An 18597-nucleotide genomic window follows, 5' to 3' on the forward strand; every position below is an offset into this window, starting at 1 on the left:
TGGCGATGATGGCGAAGGAGTGGCTGCATAGATGAGAACCCATCTCGAGAACGGAACCTAGGTCAACGAGCCTGCGAACTGGGAGGTCTCGGCCGATCGTCTTACCATGACGACCGACCAGAAGACCGACTTCTGGCAGAAGACGCATTACGGGTTCGAGCGGGATAGTGGACATTTTCTTGGAGTTTCGGTCAGCGAAGGATTCACAGCGCGGGTCCGGGTCCAGGGAGTTCCGATCCCTGTATGACCAGGCGGGTTTGATGTTGCGGATTGACGAGACACGCTGGATCAAGACCGGTGTCGAGTTTACGGACGGCGAGCGCTTTCTGTCAACGGTTGTCACCACCGGAAGCTCGGACTGGTCCGTCTCGCAGCCGTTTCAAGGATTGGAAGACTTCATCATACGGATCACGCTCAAAAACGGAGCGGCAAGGATACAGGCCTCGTCGGACGGCAAGGTATGGCCGCTTCTCCGCCTGGCGCCGTTCCCTTCCGCGGATCGCTATCTCATTGGACCGACCGCCTGTACGCCGGAGCGCGGCGGGCTGAACGTGCGCTTTTCAGACTTTGATGTGGGTGAGGCCATAAGGAGCGATCTCCACGATCTGTCGGTATGAGGCCAGCTTGGAGTGGTGAAAGACTGATGAGCGCTGCGTGGTTCAACCGCCACGGCTCTCTGCCCTCAGAACCAGTTCTTCAACTCAACGCCAGAAAGGCGGCAATCAGCGCCCTTAAGAATACAATAGGGATGCGAGAGAGGCTGTCCGTAAGCCGACGTTCGAAACCTTACAGACCAGAAAACCCGGGCTTTTTCGTACCTCGAAACGGCCAGCGGCATCGCGACGGCTCCTGCTATCAGGCTGGACACCGATAGAGCTGATCCTCAACGTCCTGCACTCAGTCCGGTGAGTCCGCGGGCGAGCCACCCGTTCGATCTTTCCGAAGGGGTTACCGGACGTTACGCCGAGCGACGCGAGGGGAGCACCGCATGCACGGCCGTTACGCCAATGACGACGATGGCGCCAAGGATGATGCCCAGCAAAGCCTGAAGCGAGGATGTCGTAAGCCACCCGACCACAGCCGGAGCAACCCCGATGGTAGTCGTCATGAAATGGGATGCCCCTTCTATGACATGCTCGGGTGTTGACAGCCCGAGCCCATCCAGCCCGTGGACGACGATACTGCCGCCGACCCAGAGCATGGCCGCAGTGCCCACGGCCGCCAGGATCTGTAGAAACACCGGCACACCCTTGACCAGGCTGCGGCCGATCACCCGTGCCGTGCCAGATCCCGCCTTTGCCATGTGCAATCCGATGTCATCGGCCTTTACGATGAAAGCCACGACGCCATAGACGGCAACCGTTATCAGCACTCCTACGGCAGCGAGCACCATAGCCTGGGTATAGATGCTGGAATCCGCAACATCGGCAAGCGTCAGGGCCATGATCTCTGCGGATAGGATGAAGTCCGTGCGGATAGCCCCGGCGACCTTCTGTTCTTCGAGCGCGACCGGGTCAACCGGTGTCGACGAGTCACCCACATCGTGCGCGTGGGGGGCCAGCAGACCGTATATTTTCTCAGCGCCTTCGAAGCACAGGTACAGGCCGCCGATCATCAACAGCGGGGTGATCAGCCAGTTGGCGAAGTAGCCGAGCAGGAGGCAGATGGGCAGGAGGAAGACCAGCTTGTTGCGCAGCGAGCCCAGAGCGATGCGCAAAATTATCGGCAGCTCCCGGGCCGGTGATAGCCCAACGACATAGGTCGGGGTTACAGCCGTGTCGTCGATAACAACGCCTGCAGCCTTGACGCTTGCTTTTGCAGTCTGGGCCGCAACATCGTCCAGCGACGTAGCAGCCAGCTTCGCTATTGCAGCGATATCGTCGAGTAGTGCTATCAGGCCTGTCGCCAACGAAATGCTCCGTTAATTTCCGATTGGACACTCACAACAGATCAATAGCACGTCAAGTTCCGTCATCTCTTTCCCTAGCTTTTTGAAGGTAGGGCACGCCTTTACCCCGCATTTTCGAAGCTAGGAACTAAGCTTAAACCCCCGTACTTCAATCACTCCAACCAGGGCAGGGTGCCCTTCGGCATGCTTGAGCCAATCAATGTCGCTCCCCCGGCAAGGCTCAACACGAGGAGGGTTGAGAGAACTGCGACTGCCGCTGCGCCAGTCGAGTTTCCTTCATACTGCAGGGCAAAAATCATCACACCTATGGTTTCCTTTCCCGACGACCAGAGCAGTGTCGAAAGCGTCAGCTCGTTGAGCGCCGTCATCACGACCAGAATCGCCCCGGCAGCCGCGGCCGGTAGCACGCCGGGCAAGAAGATGGACAGGATGCGGCGATTAAGACCGGCGCCGGTAATGCGAGCCGCCTCGTCCAGTGCGGGGTCGGCTGATTGCGCGGCGGCGGCCACGGGCCGGAGCACCAGCGGCAGGAAGCGCGAGAGATAGGCGATGACGAGGATCGCCATGGTCCCGTAGAGCGACAGCCCGATCAGCGGCAGCGGCTTGAGGAACGCGAGGATCATGCCGAGCGCGACAACAGTGCCGGGAACGACCCAGGGCCCCTCGATGACGAAATCAAGCAGCCGGAGCACAGGATTTGTACGGCGTTGAGAAAGAAAGGCCAGCGGTACGGCCACCAGCATCGAAATTGCGGCCGTGATCACGGCGAGCAGCAGCGAATTGGCAAAAGCCCTTCGCACGGTCGGATTGTCGAGCACGGCGCGGAACTGGTCGAGGCTTATCTTGTCGGGTCCGAAGGCCACCCCGATGGCCGGCAAGAGCGCAGTCATGGTCAGCGCCGCGAGCGGCACGAGCGACAGGATGAGCACCACGATCCACAGCAGGAACTCGATTACAGGCGCGCGGCGGGTAGGCACGAAGGGTGTCCCGGCCGGAAGCGGCACGGCGATGCGGGTCGTGACGATGTTGCGCAGGACGATGGCAAGCGCCGCCATGGCAGCGAGCATCAGCGCCAGTGTCGCCACTTGGCCGGCGGCGGCCGGGCCGAAGCCGTTCAGCCGTTGGTAGATCAACGTTGTCAGGACCGAGATGCGGCCCGGAATGCCAAGAAGTGCCGGCACGCCGAAATTGCCAATCGCCGCGGTGAACGCGATCAAGCTTCCAGCCAGCACCGAAGGCATGACGATGGGTAAGACGATTCCGAGGCCGATCCTGCCTGGCGAAATACCGAGGATGCGCGCGGCCTCGACAAGGTCGGCCGGCAGTGCCCGCAGCGCCGCCCGGACAGCAATGAAAACCAGCGGCATGTGTTCGATGCCCATCACAAGCGCGATCCCGCCAGTTGAATAAAGCGGGTTGGTGGAGCCCGGCGGTGGCGCAAGGCCGAGCGGTTTCAGGATCGGCGACTGCGCGCCAAAGAGTTCAATCCAGGCAAGCGCCATGGTTTGCGACGGCACGATCAGCGGGATCAGGATGAGAAAGGTCAGTGCGGCGCGGGTGCGGAGTTTCAAAAGGCTGACTGCAAAGGCGAGCGCCACGCCGATGACAGTCGACACGGCAACGGACAGAAGCGCGGTCTGCAGCGTTCCCGAGAGCGCCCTGAGTGCCGAGCGACTGGCGAGCGTGGTCAGCATCAGCCCGAGCGGCGTGCCGTCCTCGCCGGGTTGGAAGGCGGCGGAAAAGAGCCGCGCGAGCGGCCATAGCGTCGTGAAGGACACGTATAAAACGAGAAGGGAGACGAGCAGATGCTCGCCTCCCAAACGATGCGGCCGGCCCATAACGGGTCTGCGGATCATAGGGTCAACCGCCAAACAGTTCCGCGAACTTTTCCTTGGTTTCCTTGTCGGCCTTGAGCATGGCATCGCTATCGGCGGGCAGGATGTTCAGTGTGGTAAGCGCCGGGTACCCTTCCGGCTGCGCGACACCGGGCAGGATCGGGAAATAGCCCTGGGCGGCGGCCTGTACCTGGGCTGCCTTGGAGAGCTGCCAGGCGACGAAGGTCTTGGCTGCCTCGACCTGATCGGACCCCTTGAGCACGGCGACTGGCTGGGTGATCGAGCTTACACCTTCTGCGGGAAAGACGAAGTCGACGGGTGAACCCTTCTTCTTGGCGTTGAGGGCCATGTATTCGATGATGATGCCGTAGGCCTTTTCGCCGCGCGCAACGGCTTCGACAACCGTGCCATTGCCCTGGCCGGCAACGGCGCCGGCCTCGGCCAGCTTTTCGTAATACGCCCAGCCGAATTCAGGCTGCTGCGTTACCGTGCCGACATGGATGACGGCCGCACCGGAATAGAGCGGGCTTGGCATGATAAGGCTCTTGGCCGCATCGGCGGCAAGCAGGTCGTTCCAGCTCTTCGGGGCGGTCTTCACGAGGTTCGTGTTGTAGATGATCCCTGTGGTGATCACCTTGGTGCCGAAAAAGGTCTTGTCGGCATCGATGAAGGCCGGGTTTATGCCCGCAACCGGAGCGTCGGTAAAGGCCAGAATGCGGTCGTCGTTCTTCAACTGCGTCATCGCGACGGTATCAGCGATCAGGATGACGTCGGCCGGGCTGTTGCCAGCGGCATATTCAGCCTGCAGCTTGGCCATGACCTCGGTCGTGCCGGAACGGAAGAGTTCAACCTTGATCTCTGGATGGTCGGCGTTGAACGCCTCGATGACCTTGGTCATCTGATCCTGCGGCTGCGAGGTGTAAACGGTGATCGTGTCTGCGGCCGCGGCCTGGAAGGCGAGGCCGGCAAGAATGGTTGTGGCGACGAGCGTGCGGAAGAACATGAGAACCTCGTTGATAGGGCAGATTGTTTTGAACGCGGCCCCGCCCGGGCGATGGGGAGACGGCCACCGGTTCGGCAGGTGCTGTTTCGCCTAGCTCACAGAGATGACGGCAGAACGACAGGTTGACGATCGACCAGTGACACGGCCGGCCCAGGTTTGGCCTGTTCCGCCGTCGCCGATCACCCAGCCGCCCGTAAGGACGAGTTCGATCGATGTGCCGGGCGCTAACCGCTCCTCGAGCGGCAGGCTGACGACGTCGCCGTCAATCTCAGTCGGCAGACAGTGGCTGAGGAAGACGCCGTTCTGAAAGACCTGACCCAGGAGCTCGACCTTCAGGTGGCCGCCCTCAGGCACGCGCTTGAAATCGGAGGCATGACAGCACAGCCAGCCATAGCCTGTCGGGGCCTCGCCCGGCATGTCGAGGAGCTGCTGGCCGAGCATGACCTTCGTTCGACCCGCTCCGGACTCAACCACTTGCACCGGCAGCGTCCGTCCCCGACCGATGAAACGGGCAACCATGCTCGAAGACGGCTGGCGGTAAAGCTCTTCCGGCGTACCGAGCTGCTGTAGCCGGCCCCGGTCCAAGACGGCGACATGCGTCGCAACCGCCATCGCCTCGTCCTGATCATGGGTGACGAATACGAATGTGGCGCCGGTCAGACTATGGATACGGCGGAATTCCGCGAGCATGGCCTCACGCAAGTGAGAATCGAGATTGGCAAGCGGTTCATCGAGCAGGATGAGTTGCGGTCTGGTTGCGAGCGAGCGAGCAAGCGCTACCCTTTGACGCTGTCCACCCGACAGTTCGTGCGGTCGGCGGCCATCCAGCCCCCGAAGCCCGACGACGTCCAGAACCTCATCGATGCGTTGGTTTCGCTCCTGAACCGTGAGCCCGGCGACTTTCAAGCCGAACTCGATATTTTTTCGTACGGTCATCGTCGGCCAGAGCGCATACGACTGAAAGACCATGCCAACGCGACGCTTTTCCGGTGGGACAAAGACGGCATCACCGGCGACTAACTGATCGTCGAAACGGATCTCTCCTTGATCGGGATGCTCAAGCCCGGCGATCAGGCGCAGAAGAGTGGTCTTGCCGCAGCCTGAAGGTCCAAGCAAGGCGAGAAACGCTCCGTCGGGTATCGCGAGCGAGACGCTATCCAGCGCTGTGAACTGGTCGAAGTGCTTCGATATCGCGTTGAGGCATAGATACGGCACGTAATCGCCCTCCGATCGTCAAGATCAGATTCCACGAATATGTGACGTGTGGATGACGGTCAGGTGCGAGGCATAGCCAGTTCCGACTGGGTAGGGCAGTAGAACGAGGTCGATATTCTCGCTATCGAATTCGTACTGAAGGCCATCAAGCCCTTGGAAATTGCTGTGACGGACGTGCCCGATGGACGCTGAGTGCGTCGGATTGAGCGGTGCCTATCTGCACTCAATGGATGCCTTTAGACGGTTCCGGTAATGTCGCGTCCTCTCGAATGGCCGGAATAATCGAGACCGTGCTTTCGAGCCTGTTTCTCAGTTCCTGTGAAACAAGTGGAGCCGGACTGTTTTCGTCATCTGTCTCCTGAGTTTCTTCATCGACCCCCAGCGAGGACAGGCGATAGTCGATAGCAAGCGCGTAGATTGCCTCCAGCAGACCCCTCTCCTTGATGTCCGGGTCGGACAACGCAAACAGGGAGGCTTTGACAATGCGTTTGCTCGATGTCTTCGGGCATTCGTCTACGACATGAGCATAGAGTTCTTTGCCGGTTAGACCGTCGGCTGCGCCACTGACGAGCGCCTCGTAGACCTTGTTCAGTTTCTTGCCCATGAGGATGATTCCTTTTTCGGATGAAAGTTCGGTTCCGATGACGACGGTGTGCGAATGTCGTTCAGGGCAAATTGATCCTGACGACTGCCCGGCCTGGTGTCAAACTGGATCGGACAGACCTCGTGTCAGGATCGCACTCAATGCAGCCATCAGGACTCTTAAGCCCATCAGGTAACGCCCACGCAGGATTACGCAGACGACTGCTTGGCCAAGGCCATCTTATTCCTCAAGCCGCGTCACAAAACTGAAATAGACCAGGGATAGCTGGAGACAGCATTGTCGCTTCGGCGCGTGTTGCGTTGATCGAGAGTGTTACCTGGAGACCCGGTCGTTGAGAACCCATCTCGAAGTTGTGCATGCTCTATCGGATCTATTGCGACGATTGCGGCTGAGGCCGCCGTCGCAGATCCGGTTTCGCACGATCGCAAACACGCCGACGACAGTGAAGTTTTCCAGGCACGAGCTACTCAACGCTCTCTATGCCCTTGAATACGAGGGTGTTATCGCACTCCACAATGATCACAGCTTCAGTGTGCTGAAGCCCTCTTCCGCAATCTAGCCGAGGGGGCAAGTGAGCTGCGCCGCACCGGCACGCACGCGGTTATGTCACAGTAAATTCACACTCCGTAGACATTTGCTTAAGAGCCGAAGGGCATTGATGCCGCTGTTTTCTTGCCTTTGAGGTCTAAGCCTTTGCTCTTCGCCAATCTTCGAATCTCGCAGCGCGTCATGCTCCTGGCGGCGATGGCGCTCGTCGGTATCATCACGATCTGCGCCATCTTTATCGGTCAGCGCCACGTCGAGCACGGATATCGTGCCGCTGCAGATGCGCTTGCCGAGAGCAAAGCCGACGTTGCAAGCCTGTCGGCCAGCGTGAGCGCCAGCTACATGTTCCAGCAGGCATTCCTGCTCGAAAAAGAGATGGCCAGCACGGACAAGTTCAAGGCAGCCGTTTCCGAAGGTCGTGGCGTGCTGGCGAGCCTTCGTCGTTCCGCCACTCCTGAACTCGCAGCCCAACTCGACCAACTGAGCATTGGCCTGACTGCCTACGAAGCAGCGTTTGATACGCTTGTGAAGAACAATCAGGACCTTGGTCTCGATCAGGACAATGGCTTGCAGGGCGCCATGCGCTCGGCGGTTCATTCGATCGAGGGACGTCTGGACTCCGTCGACGATACCGCTATTCGCGCCAGCATGTTGATGCTGCGGCGTCATGAGAAAGACTTCATACTGCGTGGCGATGCCTCATATCTGCAAAAACACACAGAGGAGGCTGAGACATTCGCGACGCTTGTGAAGAACGCCTTCCGCCCAGGCGCGCAGCGCAGCCGGGTGCTCGATGGCCTGGAAATTTACCGATCGGCATTTCGCTTTTACGCCGAAGCCAGCATTGGGGAAGCAGAGACCCGCAAGGATGTTGCAGCTGCCTACCTTGCGTTAGAGCCGCAGGTGCAGGCTGTCAGCACAGCTTACGAAACGGAGCGCGAGACTATCCTCGTGGAAAATGAAAGAGTCGCGTCTCGCAACCTTACCGTCGTCGCCGGCCTGGTTCTGCTGGCGATCGTCGGGCTTGGTGGCGGCGTCTGGATTATCGGCCGGTCCATTACGCGGCCAGTCGCGGCGATGACCGGTGCCATGGGTAAACTCGCCGAGGGACAGACGGATCTTGCGATCCCGTCGTTTGGATCTCGCAGCGAATTCGGTGCCATGGCCGGCGCGCTGCACACGTTTCGGGAGGCGGCGATCGCCAACCGTCGTTTGGAAGAAGAAGCAGCGACCGTACGGGCCAACGCGGAAGGTGAACGCGTCCGCCTGCAACGGGAAGCAGAGACCGAGGCAAGGGCACGATTGAGCCATGCAACCGGAGGTCTCGCCGAAGGGCTGCGGCGTTTGGCAAGCGGCGATCTCGCTTTCGAACTGACCGAGCCATTTGCGCCGGACTTCGAAAATCTACGCCGCGATCTCAATGCAACAGTCGCCCAGTTGGCCGATGTCATGAGCTCGATCGCCCATGCAAGCATTTCCATCGAGGGGGGAAGCCGCGAGATCGCCTCGAGCGCTGACGATCTGTCCCGCCGTACCGAGCAGCAGGCCGCATCGCTCGAAGAGACCGCGGCAGCGCTCGAACAGATCACTGCCAATGTCGGCAACGCGTCGCGCCGATCGCAAGACGCCCATCGTATTGCCAGCGAAACCAATGCCGCGAGTGAAAGCACAGCTGTGCTCGTTTCAAATGCGTTGAAAGCCATGGCACGCATCGAGATCTCGTCGACCAAAATCGGCGGAATCATCGGCGTGATCGACGAGATCGCCTTCCAGACCAATCTTCTGGCTCTCAACGCCGGGGTCGAGGCGGCAAGAGCGGGGGAGGCAGGACGAGGATTTGCGGTGGTTGCCCAGGAGGTCCGCGCTCTGGCAGGACGGTCGGCGGAAGCCGCACGAGAAATCAAGCAACTGATCCAGACGTCTGACCGAGAAGTTCTAGACGGCGTTCGCTGCGTCCGTGAGACCGGCGAAGGACTGACCGAAATCACCGGCCGCGTGAAAGCGATCACCACGCAAGTCGAAGCGATTGCCCTTTCGGCTCGCGAACAATCCGTCGGCCTCAACGAGATCAACACGGCCGTCAACATGCTCGATCACGGAACACAGCAAAATGCCGCGATGGTCGAGGAAAATAATGCGGCAAGCGCACTGCTCATGAACGAGGCGCAACGCCTACGCGGTCTTGTGGGCATGTTCCAGCTCGCGCAGGGACCATCAACATGCGACACTCACGCGAGTGGAGTGGACCACGCTGCTTAATTTCAGCGAGGTTTCTGGAGCTGGCCCCTCGATAAACGGAGAGCAGCAGCTTCACATTGAGATGACTACGTGTCGGTGACGGGCGACGATCAAAGCGACCGCTCTCGTGGGAGACCCGGACCTCGCGACCGCGAGGAAGGTTGCGCGTCGTTGCGAAACCGTAATTAGTCCCGAACAACGCGTCTGAATGCACCGGACGAATCGAAGCGGCACTCGAACGTGGTGACCCGCGATCCCTCGGGTGGGAACTGGCCGTAGACAGTAAACCCGCCCCCCGTGCGCTCCACCGGGAGAGTAAGGATTTCCTGAGGCCTGCGGCCGAACGTGGCTGATGCTTCTCCCTGGCAGAATTTACCCATGCTTCCGATGGAGACCCTCTGCCGCGACTTCGTTTCGATGTCGCGTTCCGGCGGCGGTGAATACGTGTTGCCGCGGAACGGGAAGTCCGGCTTGTCGCCACGGGAGTTCGGACATTCGTAGCTCATGGAGTACCAGGTCACCGGTCCTGGAACGCTGTCGCCGAGGAGCCCTCCGGCGTGGCTTTCACTGAAAAGAACGTGGTATTCACCACCGCAGACGCGCTGGGCTTCCTGGATGCATGCTCCGCTGTTGCCCTTGCACTTCGTCTGGTGAACGTCGTTTGCGGACGCGGGGAGGGCCGACAGCAGGACCATGCCCATGAGAGATTTCGCTACGAGACGCATTCCAAGTCCTTTCGTTCGAACGTTGCGGCACGAAGGCCATGAGGTGGATTTCTTAGCGACCACTGGCCTTCGAGGTTCACTCCACTGCGTTGATCGGCACGTGGCCGAACTCCAACATGAAGACAAATCCAGTCCAGTCATTGATGATATGGGCGCCCGCGGAGACCCAGAGATTTCTCGTGACGATATAGGCGAGCGTGAGTATCAGGCGGGCAAAACCGATGCCGATGAGAGACTGTGCAAAGTGCCAGTCATAGGTCGGCAGATGCGCCGCGCCGAAGAGCAGAGACGAAACGACAACGGCGATAACGATCCCCAACCTTCGTGACAGGTGCAAACGCTGTACGCACAGCCACAAAACAGCGAGGAAAGGCAGTATTCCGAAAAGCTCTTCCCCTACCAACTGGATGCCGGTCACGAGAAGCGTGGCACTCACCTGGGTTGCCGACATCGCGGCGATCGCATCCGCGACGGGATTGGAGTAAAGTTCGAAAAACTGTTGCAGGACCAAGCCCATCGCCATGGATCCCAGCAGCGTAGCAACCCCGAACAGCACCATCAGCCCCACGGATCGAAATCCGACAGGACGGAACAGGCAGTTCCAGTGTGGCCCGGCTACCTTGCGAAGCGCCAACACGGGGACTGCGACGAACAGCAGCGCCGGAATGAGATTGTAGGGGAAGGTGCGAAGGGGAACGAGGGTGAGCACAAGCAGAGCGCTCGCCAACGATACAATGACAAGGAGCCAGCCCGGTCCATCAATTTCGACGGGCTTGCCGTTGTAGAACGGGAAATCGCGATCGGTTGAAATCACCCTTCGAACCTCGACATTTCCGGACGACCGTGTCGCACGCGGTTCGGATGACTACTCGACGTAGAGCGTGAGATCGTAACTCGCGGTCTCATTGCGCCTTGCGGCATTGCGCATCAGATAGACGTCGATGAGGTACTTGCCGCTGGACGGAATCGTGATGCTGGTGCCGTTTCCATCGATCGAGCTGTTGTACATCGCCGCATCGGCGCCCGGAGCGGTCACATTGAAGTAGAGGCTTGTATTGCGGGAATCGAGCTGGACGCTCATCTTCTGGCCGGCCGTAACCGACAGCGCGTACTGAACCGTCTGGTAGCCTTTGACCGACGATTTGATGGTTGAGCTCGAGGATCCCGTAGCAAAACGAACCGTCTCGCGCCGCATTTCGTCGGCGACAGAGGGCACGGCTGCCATCATGACGACCCCGAATATCAGGCTTTTCATCATCTTCATCGACTGGCTCCTCCCGTTCGATCTACGAGCAAAGTCTCTCGCACGGCTTGGCGCCTTGGCGAAGTTGTTCGGGTTCATGCGACGACCTCACGGTGTCTATGTCAAAAATCTACATTAGCTGAAATGGCATGGGAAGCCTGTTCGGCCAAGTCCTTCACGGTGGCAGCTGCCCGCCTGCGCGCAGAGACAGGGCACTGCACAGTGACGTCTGGTGCCGACGCTGGTAAGAGGGTGCAACCTCACGCAGGCATCAACGGGAAGGACTGGCACGTGGACTTCATGAAACTGCTGAAGTCGCTCGAAGAGCTCCTCTACGAGCTCGTGTCGTGGCTGGTCTTTTATCCCGTTACTATGTGGCGTGCCGTCGTCAGGCCACTCAGCATGATGCGCTACGCAGACATCGAACTCGCCGACGAGCCGGAAGAACAGTATCAGGACACGCTTAGCCCGCCCCTGTTCCTGCTCATTACGCTGCTTCTCTCACAGGCGCTGTCCGGAGCACTGCCATCGGTCTACGATCCGACGGAAGCTGCCCGCGAGCTCGGATCGGGCTCCAATCTTCTGATCGCAAGAGGGGTGATCTTCGGTATCTTTCCGCTCTGCATGGCGGTGACGCTGCTGCGATCGAAAAGGGTCAGGATCACCCGAAATTCTCTCCGCCCGCCCTTCTTCAGCCAGTGCTATGTCGCGGCACCCTTCGCCTTCTTTCTCGTGCTGGGCCTCGATTTCTTCAGCATGCCGCAGGAGCAAGGAAACCTTGCCGGCGTCGTCGCAATGGCGGTTGCCACCATCTGGTACGCGCAGGCGCAGGTCCGCTGGTTCAGGCACGACCTTGGAGTGGGCGCGCTGAAAGCCATCGCTATTTTCGTTGGAGCATTCCTGTTTGCCACCATCGCGGCGTTTACCGTTGCAGCGGTGATCACTCTCGACGCCAAGAGCATCGCTCCCGGCCCTGGTTGATTAACTGGCGGAGAAGAGCGACCGGTGGTGCCATGACGTCATTTTCGTCCGTGACGGATGATCAGCCACATGGGGATGAAAACTTCGATGACGGCCCAGAGAACTACGGAGGCACCGAAGTGAAGTCTTCCTGTTTCGGCAAGTGATATGCCGAGGACAATGGCCGCTACGGTTGTCACAAAGACTGTGACGGACATGATGATCCAGAAAAGCATAGTCATTCCATGATGATGTGGTCGGCACGGTACTTCACAGGACCATCCCAGCCGACGGGGGTCACGCCGGCCTCGGCGCAGATAGAATCTCAGACGGGCTCTCGCGATCAAAACGCGTGCGCCGTTTTGACGGCCTTGCAGCCTCAGGGCCTCTGTGTGACGATCCAACACTCAGGAGGGACCTCATGAACCGCGGCGAAGATTTTGCCCACATCGTCTACACGCTTCTCGTGGTGGAGAAGCAGATGTCGGTTGAGGAAGCGGCGGCCGCCTTGGGGATGAGCTACGCCTCGCTTCACTCGCGACTGATTGCTCGCAGCCCTTTTTCCGCCGACGAGATCCAGGCTCTGATCAGACTGTTACCGGACCCGAGACTGGTGTCTTATCTTCTGGACGGAAGCGTCTTTGTGGCAGCAGAGCGTATAATGCCTCCGGTCGAGGGACGCCTTGCCAACGAAGCGGTACAAAGGGGAGCGACAAAGGTCGTTGTCGAAGCGGCCGATATCCTTGAGCTTGTGGACGCTGTGTTGGCAGGCGGCGGGCTGGACCACCGTCACAAGAGGCTTCTACTGAAGGATATCGTTGAGGCCGAACGAGCGCTTGCAACACTTCGGTTGCAGATTTCGGAGGACTGATGGGATGCTGTTGCGTTTGAGAAATCTGCTTTGCGGAACTCAAGCTCGATCGCCGCGTCGTCCAGTACTGCTATAAGCTCGTAGTGCCTGTCAGACTCTTCAATCGCAAAATGACGGGCGGCTGCTTCGTTGACGAAGATGCCACCGACCAGCCCGAGGCGGTCGTTTACGATCCAACCACCCCGACGATTTCTGCCAATCAGGAATCTTGGTCCAGCGAAAGCTGTGTTGCCCGGGAGGGGAATCTTCTCATTCGCGGACTGTTTTTCGATCATCATTTGTTTCTCCTTTTGCTCAAGACGCATTCAAAAGCGGCAAAAGAAAAATAAGTCTGAGGGCATGTCGAAATCGATGTGGCTTCGCGACAAAGAAATATAGACGGCGTAGTTTTCAGGCTGGGGCGTGGTCAACGGTCGCTCCTCAAGAACTCCGCGCATACGGTGCGAAGGACGATTTCTTCGTCCCGCTCGAGCGGCATCAACGGCAACCGAACGTCGGTGGGAAAGGGGCGATCCAACGAGACGGCAACCTTCAGCCCCGCGACATCACACGTATCCAGTTGCGGTGTGGACCTTGCATCAAAGGACCAGTTCGGTGACGTTACCGGTGCTGGGCGGATGTTGTTCAGCGCAGATATCACGCCCGATCCACCAAGTGCGAGGAAGGAAGACAGGGAGTGGTCGTCCCGGGACAAGTGCTTGAACCGGTTGCGCAACGAGGCCCTGATATTGGCGAAGTGGGCAAGACGTGCGGGGCCGTGGCAAATACCGACGACCTGAGCGAGGTCAGCAAGCTCGACAAGCATCTCTTCCCCGAAATCTCGCGCCGTCCTTGACGGATCGTCGTCGATCAGGATGGGAAGCCGGACCGCAGCGTCGATCTGTCGGAAATGATCGACTACGCCTTTCAGGGTTGGCTTCGTGTAATAGGGCACCGTCAGCAGCAAGGCCTTTGCCCCCAGTTCCTGCGCCCTCAGCGAACGTTCAATCGTCTTCGCCGTACAGTTCGATCCTGTCGCGGCGATGACAGTCAGTTGGCTATCCGCACAGCGGACGGCCGTTCTCAAAAGCAGGTCCTGTTCCCTCTGCTCAAGCGCGCAGCTCTCCCCGATGACATCGTGGACGACGATACCGTCGATTCCCGCCGCGACTTGGTGGCGGACTTCAGCCTCGAAGACTGCGATATCGACGCTGGTGGCTGAGAACGGCGTCAGCATCGCTGTGATAGAAAAAGGCCCTGGCCCCCGAAAGAACGTCATGGTGATTTCCCGTTGAGACGAGACCGACGTCGAACTGATCGCCGATCTTCCAGATGTCGATGGGTCGGACGAACTCGTCAGCTTTCCGTGTGCAAGGATGGCGTCACGCTGTCAGGATTGCATAAACCTGGTCACCGGTCCTGGCCGCCCGTAGCCCTCGAACAGCGTCGCCCTCTCTAAAGCGCCTGGCGACGCATGACAGGACATTGAGGGCTTCCGTCCGTGCGGAAGCGGGTGTCAGAAGCAGAATGACGATGTCGACGGGCTCGCCGTCCACGGCCTCGAAGTCGATCGGGTGCGCCAGAAGAACCACAAGGCAAAATACGGATTCCAGTCCAGCGACTGCAGCATGCGGAAGGGCCACACCGCCCCCGATACCCGTAGAGCCCAGGACCTCGCGGTCGGATAGTGCTTTGGCGATTATACGGTAAGGAACCGAGGTCGCTTCGCCAGCCTTCTCAGATATCTGCCGCAGGAGGTGTTGTTTTGACGATGAACTCAACCCAACGAAGACGTTCTCCGCCAGGAGAAAATCGTGGACCAACATTTTCTCTCCTCCGTTAAATTCCGAAGCCTGGTTCGTCTCTGAACGAGCTGCACCACCAGCTGCGGGGTTTGCCCTTGTTCGGAAGTCGTACTGCGTCATCGTGCCCAACACGATGACGCAGCACGACGGGCTTGCCCTGTTGTTTCCGACATTTCAGTTGACGGATGCAATGTTGGTGATGACCTTCGCCACGAACATGACCGAGCCAAGTGCGCAAACAATTCCGAAGATAACGTTGGAGCCACAACATGCCATCCTTGCGTTCCGGCGGGGAAAGACGGCGTTGCGAACAAAGCGGGCGAACATCACGAAACGCACTGAAGCCGCTCCTGACACCACTGCATGTGGGCAAGACAAGCCTCGAAAAGGATCGTCGAAGCTCCGAACAATCTGTAGTCGAACATCATGTCGCACCTTTTTCGGGTCGATGCCCAGGCGCAGGTTGGCGTGGGTCTCCGTCTTTATGGATCGGATACGCATAGGGATTCGAGACGGGGAGCAGGACTAGAATATAGAAAATGCATAGTGATTTTTGACACTTCGCGCCAGGTCACTAGCCCGCCCAACACACCTCCATCTGCCTTAACGCAGTCACAGCGTTTCCACGTCGGAGCGGCGTTCCTGAATGACGTCTTGTCTGTTCTTCGGGCGCTCTGACCTGTGCGCTATTCGGAAGTCTTCCTCGCCAAATCGCCACTCGTCGCCATTGCATCTCCGCATGTCGTTGTCGCGGCAGTCGAATGGGAATGATGGTGGTCTGCTGCTGGGGTTGAGGTACATTGTTTTGCTCGCCTGATCTTTTCGAGGAGGAAGAGATCAGGGAATGCGGCGGAAGTGCCGCTTCTAGCGAACTGCCGGCGAGCAGCATTGGCTTTCCGTCTAACCCAGAGGAGGAATGGGCATGAGCAGGAACAGAGGTGTCGTGTATTTGCGGCCGGGCAAGGTCGAGGTGAGGGATATCGACGACGCCAAGCTTGAGGCGCCGGATGGACGCCGGATCGAGCATGGCGTTATCCTGAAAGTGATTTCCACCAATATCTGCGGGTCAGACCAGCATATGGTGCGCGGGCGCACGACGGCCTTGCCGGGTCTCGTGCTTGGCCACGAAATTACCGGCGAGGTCATCGAAAAGGGCGTCGATGTCGAGATGCTTGAGATCGGTGATATCGTTTCCGTGCCCTTCAACGTCGCCTGTGGCCGCTGCCGCTGCTGCAAGTCGCAGGATACGGGCGTCTGCCTCACCGTCAATCCGTCGCGCGCGGGCGGCGCCTATGGTTATGTCGATATGGGCGGCTGGATCGGCGGCCAGGCGCGTTATGTCACTGTTCCCTATGCCGATTTCAATCTTTTGAAATTCCCGGATCGCGACCGGGCGATGTCGAAGGTCCGCGATCTGACGATGCTGTCGGATATCCTGCCGACCGGTTTTCACGGCGCGGTCAAGGCAGGCGTCGGGGTCGGATCGACGGTCTATGTTGCGGGCGCCGGTCCGGTCGGTCTTGCGGCTGCTGCGTCGGCGCGCATTCTCGGTGCAGCGGTCGTGATGATCGGAGACTTCAACAAGGATCGTCTTGCCCACGCCGCCAAGGTCGGCTTCGAGCCGATCGATCTGTCGAAAAGCGACCGGCTCGGGGACATGATCGCCGAGGTGGTTGGCACCGACGAGGTCGATAGCGCCATCGATGCCGTCGGTTTCGAAGCGCGCGGACATTCGGGTGGCGAACAGCCGGCTATCGTTTTGAACCAGATGATGGAGATTACCCGCGCGGCGGGCTCGATCGGTATTCCCGGCCTTTACGTGACGGAAGATCCCGGTGCGGTGGATGACGCCGCCAAACAGGGCAGCCTGTCGCTTCGGCTGGGTCTCGGCTGGGCGAAGGCCCAGTCCTTCCACACGGGCCAGACGCCGGTGCTGAAATACAATCGTCAGCTCATGCAAGCCATCCTTCACGACCGACTGCCGATCGCCGACATCGTCAACGCCAAGATCATTTCGCTTGATGAAGCGGCGCAAGGCTATGAAAGCTTCGACCAGGGGGCTGCGGTCAAATACGTGCTGGATCCTCATGGAGACCTGACGAAAGCCGCGTGATCACGCCGGCCGAGTTGCAGCCCGCTACCCTTGTCCGGCGCCGTATTGGTGCCGGACAAGCAGTTCGCCGCCTCAACGCTGCCAAGTCCTCACGCCACATGCTTCCAGAAGCCGCGCTTGTTTGCGTGCAGGCGCTTCAGGGTTGCGACATAGGCGTCGTGGGATTTCAGGGTGCCTTGATCGAGGATGTGGGGTGAAAGCGCTTGCGCTGTGGCCAGGTGCCGGGCTGCGTGCTTGTAGCGGCTGGCTTTTCCATGATCGAGCGAGAAGTCGATCATGCTGCGCAGGATCAGCGTTGCGGCGAGCGGATGATGGGGGGCGAGCATCTCGGCAGCTGATGTCATCAGTTCGTAGAGATCGCCATTCAGTTCTGCCGTCCTGGTTGTCACGAGTCGTGCTGCCTGGGTGAGTGCCGGCCAGCGCAGGAAGAAGGCGAGGGCCTGGTGAACATCCGGGGAAGTCTGGGCATAGGCAAACGCTCTTTCCTCGGCGTCCATATCGTCGAAGTCCGGCAGGCGTTTCAAGAATGCGCGCAGGTGAATGTCGCTGAGCGACTGTTCGAACCATCGCCAGCGATCGGCCTGGGCTTCCTCGGTGCGTCCCAGGGTTTCCAGCGTCTCGGCGCGGGCGAGCTGCCATTCGATCTCGCGGTCTGGCGAACCGGTTATTTCGGCGCCATCGAGCGCCTGCAGCGCTTCTTCGGCGCGCCCTGCGGAGAGGAGACGGCGAGCTATTTCGGCAGCGATTGCCGGTATTCGTCGGGTTTTCTCCGGCTGTTCGCCAATGTAGGCATCCACATCTCCTGTGGCATCGGCGATTGCCTGAAGCGCGATACGCACTGTCGTCTCATCATGCCGGTCGTGCCTCGGTGAGGTGGTGCCGATGCTTTCCCGGGCGCTTTCGTCGGGCTCGTTCAACCACTGCACAAGCAGCGATTTCAGGCGGTCGAGGCCTTGAGTGCCGAGGGCCGGGGCCATGGCTGGAATGAACGGGTCGAATTGGCCGTGGCCATTGTTCTGAACCGCCGCCAGAACCCTGTCGGCAAGAATATCGGGGTCGATGCCTGATGCGCTGGCGATGATGCCAGCATCGCTGCAGGCCTGATGGAAACTCGCAAGCAGCACGCCGCTCGCATCGTCCGTTCTTTCGAAAATCGGCTCACCGAGGGAAAGGAACTGACAGATCAGCTCGAAGCCTTCGCCTGGATCGTCCGGTGCCACGGTCTCGACGATCGTCTTGCGCTGGGTTTCGAGGTCGGCCTTCGTCGATTTTACCCGTCTCCAGCTGATGACGGTTCGGGCGCGAGCGATGCTGCCGAGCCGTTTGCGAACTTCGCGCGCCACTTCTTCGCTGCTGTGGCTGCCGGCCAGTTCCATGCGAAGCTTGCGCTTGTTTGCGGCGCTGCCCATGCTGATCTCAATCAGCAACTCGGCAAGTCGTTGCGAGCCGAGCGCTTCCAGGTTCTTCGCGTTGAGGGTCGTCTTCGTGGCCATGGCGATGTCGATACGGTCTTGCGTGAGGTGTCGGGAGCGACAGTTCAGAACCGGACCG

The 18597-nt window shown here is 59.5% G+C and carries 16 protein-coding genes and 1 pseudogene; 6 read left to right on the forward strand and 11 right to left on the reverse strand.

Going from position 1 to position 18597, the window contains the following annotated elements; all coding sequences use genetic code 11:
• Positions 1 to 61: 61 nt before the first annotated feature.
• Positions 62 to 617 (forward strand): annotated as a pseudogene (locus tag ACQY1J_RS21245) (DUF1349 domain-containing protein); the annotation flags it as partial.
• A gap of 341 nt (positions 618 to 958) precedes the next feature.
• Here ACQY1J_RS21245 and ACQY1J_RS21250 read toward each other — a convergent pair.
• From ACQY1J_RS21250 to ACQY1J_RS21270, 5 genes are all read right to left on the reverse strand, one after another.
• The gene (locus tag ACQY1J_RS21250; RefSeq protein ID WP_092665391.1) at positions 959 to 1909 is read right to left on the reverse strand and encodes a DUF808 domain-containing protein; all 951 of its coding nucleotides are present in this window, start codon (positions 1907 to 1909) and stop codon (positions 959 to 961) included.
• 152 nt (positions 1910 to 2061) lie between these two features.
• Positions 2062 to 3765, reverse strand: a complete 1704-nt coding sequence (locus tag ACQY1J_RS21255) for an ABC transporter permease (RefSeq protein ID WP_430250791.1) — start codon at positions 3763 to 3765, stop codon at positions 2062 to 2064.
• Positions 3766 to 3769: 4 nt separating this feature from the next.
• Positions 3770 to 4747: an ABC transporter substrate-binding protein gene (locus ACQY1J_RS21260; RefSeq protein ID WP_430250792.1), complete on the reverse strand. Its 978-nt coding sequence runs from the start codon at positions 4745 to 4747 to the stop codon at positions 3770 to 3772.
• A gap of 90 nt (positions 4748 to 4837) precedes the next feature.
• Positions 4838 to 5962 carry an ABC transporter ATP-binding protein gene (locus ACQY1J_RS21265; RefSeq protein ID WP_082476353.1) on the reverse strand — a complete coding sequence of 375 codons (1125 nt, stop codon included), beginning with the start codon at positions 5960 to 5962 and terminating at the stop codon, positions 4838 to 4840.
• Between the two features lie 223 nt (positions 5963 to 6185).
• Positions 6186 to 6566: a hypothetical protein gene (locus tag ACQY1J_RS21270; RefSeq protein ID WP_174197535.1), complete on the reverse strand. Its 381-nt coding sequence runs from the start codon at positions 6564 to 6566 to the stop codon at positions 6186 to 6188.
• A 729-nt stretch (positions 6567 to 7295) separates the two neighbouring features.
• Between ACQY1J_RS21270 and ACQY1J_RS21275 the strand changes: the two genes are divergently transcribed.
• Positions 7296 to 9371, forward strand: a complete 2076-nt coding sequence (locus ACQY1J_RS21275; RefSeq protein ID WP_430250793.1) for a methyl-accepting chemotaxis protein — start codon at positions 7296 to 7298, stop codon at positions 9369 to 9371.
• A gap of 164 nt (positions 9372 to 9535) precedes the next feature.
• On the opposite strand, the gene ACQY1J_RS21280 is transcribed toward ACQY1J_RS21275, so the two are convergent.
• The 3 genes from ACQY1J_RS21280 to ACQY1J_RS21290 form a co-directional block, all read right to left on the reverse strand.
• Entirely contained in the window at positions 9536 to 10075 is a 540-nt protein-coding gene (locus ACQY1J_RS21280) for a hypothetical protein (protein WP_156466544.1), read from the reverse strand.
• 76 nt (positions 10076 to 10151) lie between these two features.
• The gene (locus tag ACQY1J_RS21285; RefSeq protein WP_200933918.1) at positions 10152 to 10889 is read right to left on the reverse strand and encodes a CPBP family intramembrane glutamic endopeptidase; all 738 of its coding nucleotides are present in this window, start codon (positions 10887 to 10889) and stop codon (positions 10152 to 10154) included.
• 51 nt (positions 10890 to 10940) lie between these two features.
• A complete protein-coding gene (locus ACQY1J_RS21290) occupies positions 10941 to 11339 on the reverse strand; it encodes a DNA breaking-rejoining protein (protein WP_113166278.1) in 399 nt (132 codons plus the stop codon).
• A 270-nt stretch (positions 11340 to 11609) separates the two neighbouring features.
• Here ACQY1J_RS21290 and ACQY1J_RS21295 point away from each other — a divergent pair, with 270 nt between their 5' ends.
• The 3 genes from ACQY1J_RS21295 to ACQY1J_RS21305 all read left to right on the forward strand — a co-directional run bounded on the left by ACQY1J_RS21295 (position 11610) and on the right by ACQY1J_RS21305 (position 13478).
• Positions 11610 to 12299, forward strand: coding sequence for a permease (locus ACQY1J_RS21295; protein WP_092665381.1), 690 nt, complete (start codon positions 11610 to 11612; stop codon positions 12297 to 12299).
• A gap of 400 nt (positions 12300 to 12699) precedes the next feature.
• Positions 12700 to 13149, forward strand: a complete 450-nt coding sequence (locus ACQY1J_RS21300) for a phage regulatory CII family protein (protein WP_430250794.1) — start codon at positions 12700 to 12702, stop codon at positions 13147 to 13149.
• Positions 13150 to 13232: 83 nt separating this feature from the next.
• Complete coding sequence (locus tag ACQY1J_RS21305; protein WP_156461718.1) at positions 13233 to 13478, forward strand: hypothetical protein; 246 nt, start codon at positions 13233 to 13235, stop codon at positions 13476 to 13478.
• A gap of 77 nt (positions 13479 to 13555) precedes the next feature.
• Here the strand turns inward: ACQY1J_RS21305 and ACQY1J_RS21310 are convergent, their stop codons facing one another.
• Positions 13556 to 14407 (reverse strand): dihydrodipicolinate synthase family protein, encoded by an 852-nt coding sequence (locus ACQY1J_RS21310; protein ID WP_430250795.1) that lies wholly within the window; start codon positions 14405 to 14407, stop codon positions 13556 to 13558.
• A 103-nt stretch (positions 14408 to 14510) separates the two neighbouring features.
• Positions 14511 to 14954, reverse strand: a complete 444-nt coding sequence (locus ACQY1J_RS21315; RefSeq protein WP_062576960.1) for a PTS sugar transporter subunit IIA — start codon at positions 14952 to 14954, stop codon at positions 14511 to 14513.
• Between the two features lie 901 nt (positions 14955 to 15855).
• On the opposite strand from ACQY1J_RS21315, the gene fdhA reads away from it, so the two are divergent.
• Positions 15856 to 17046, forward strand: a complete 1191-nt coding sequence (fdhA, locus tag ACQY1J_RS21320) for a formaldehyde dehydrogenase, glutathione-independent (protein WP_430250796.1) — start codon at positions 15856 to 15858, stop codon at positions 17044 to 17046.
• 89 nt (positions 17047 to 17135) lie between these two features.
• Here fdhA and ACQY1J_RS21325 read toward each other — a convergent pair whose 3' ends face one another.
• Positions 17136 to 18539: a DUF6880 family protein gene (locus ACQY1J_RS21325; protein WP_430252025.1), complete on the reverse strand. Its 1404-nt coding sequence runs from the start codon at positions 18537 to 18539 to the stop codon at positions 17136 to 17138.
• Between the last annotated feature and the right edge of the window lie 58 nt (positions 18540 to 18597).

Origin of the sequence: Neorhizobium sp. DAR64860/K0K1 (assembly GCF_050500205.1) — a bacterium.
GTDB classification, from domain to species: Bacteria; Pseudomonadota; Alphaproteobacteria; order Rhizobiales; family Rhizobiaceae; genus Neorhizobium; species Neorhizobium soli.

Excerpts from the sequence above, each read along its gene's own strand:
- ACQY1J_RS21300 (WP_430250794.1), top strand. The coding sequence starts at position 12,700 with ATGAACCGCGGCGAAGATTTTGCCCACATCGTCTACACGCTTCTCGTG.
- ACQY1J_RS21275 (WP_430250793.1), top strand. The coding sequence starts at position 7,296 with ATGCTCCTGGCGGCGATGGCGCTCGTCGGTATCATCACGATCTGCGCC.
- ACQY1J_RS21255 (WP_430250791.1), bottom strand. The coding sequence starts at position 3,765 with ATGATCCGCAGACCCGTTATGGGCCGGCCGCATCGTTTGGGAGGCGAG.
- ACQY1J_RS21290 (WP_113166278.1), bottom strand. The coding sequence starts at position 11,339 with ATGAAGATGATGAAAAGCCTGATATTCGGGGTCGTCATGATGGCAGCC.
- ACQY1J_RS21310 (WP_430250795.1), bottom strand. The coding sequence starts at position 14,407 with ATGACGTTCTTTCGGGGGCCAGGGCCTTTTTCTATCACAGCGATGCTG.
- fdhA (WP_430250796.1), top strand. The coding sequence starts at position 15,856 with ATGAGCAGGAACAGAGGTGTCGTGTATTTGCGGCCGGGCAAGGTCGAG.
- ACQY1J_RS21325 (WP_430252025.1), bottom strand. The coding sequence starts at position 18,539 with ATGGCCACGAAGACGACCCTCAACGCGAAGAACCTGGAAGCGCTCGGC.
- ACQY1J_RS21280 (WP_156466544.1), bottom strand. The coding sequence starts at position 10,075 with ATGCGTCTCGTAGCGAAATCTCTCATGGGCATGGTCCTGCTGTCGGCC.
- ACQY1J_RS21260 (WP_430250792.1), bottom strand. The coding sequence starts at position 4,747 with ATGTTCTTCCGCACGCTCGTCGCCACAACCATTCTTGCCGGCCTCGCC.
- ACQY1J_RS21270 (WP_174197535.1), bottom strand. The coding sequence starts at position 6,566 with ATGGGCAAGAAACTGAACAAGGTCTACGAGGCGCTCGTCAGTGGCGCA.
- ACQY1J_RS21315 (WP_062576960.1), bottom strand. The coding sequence starts at position 14,954 with ATGTTGGTCCACGATTTTCTCCTGGCGGAGAACGTCTTCGTTGGGTTG.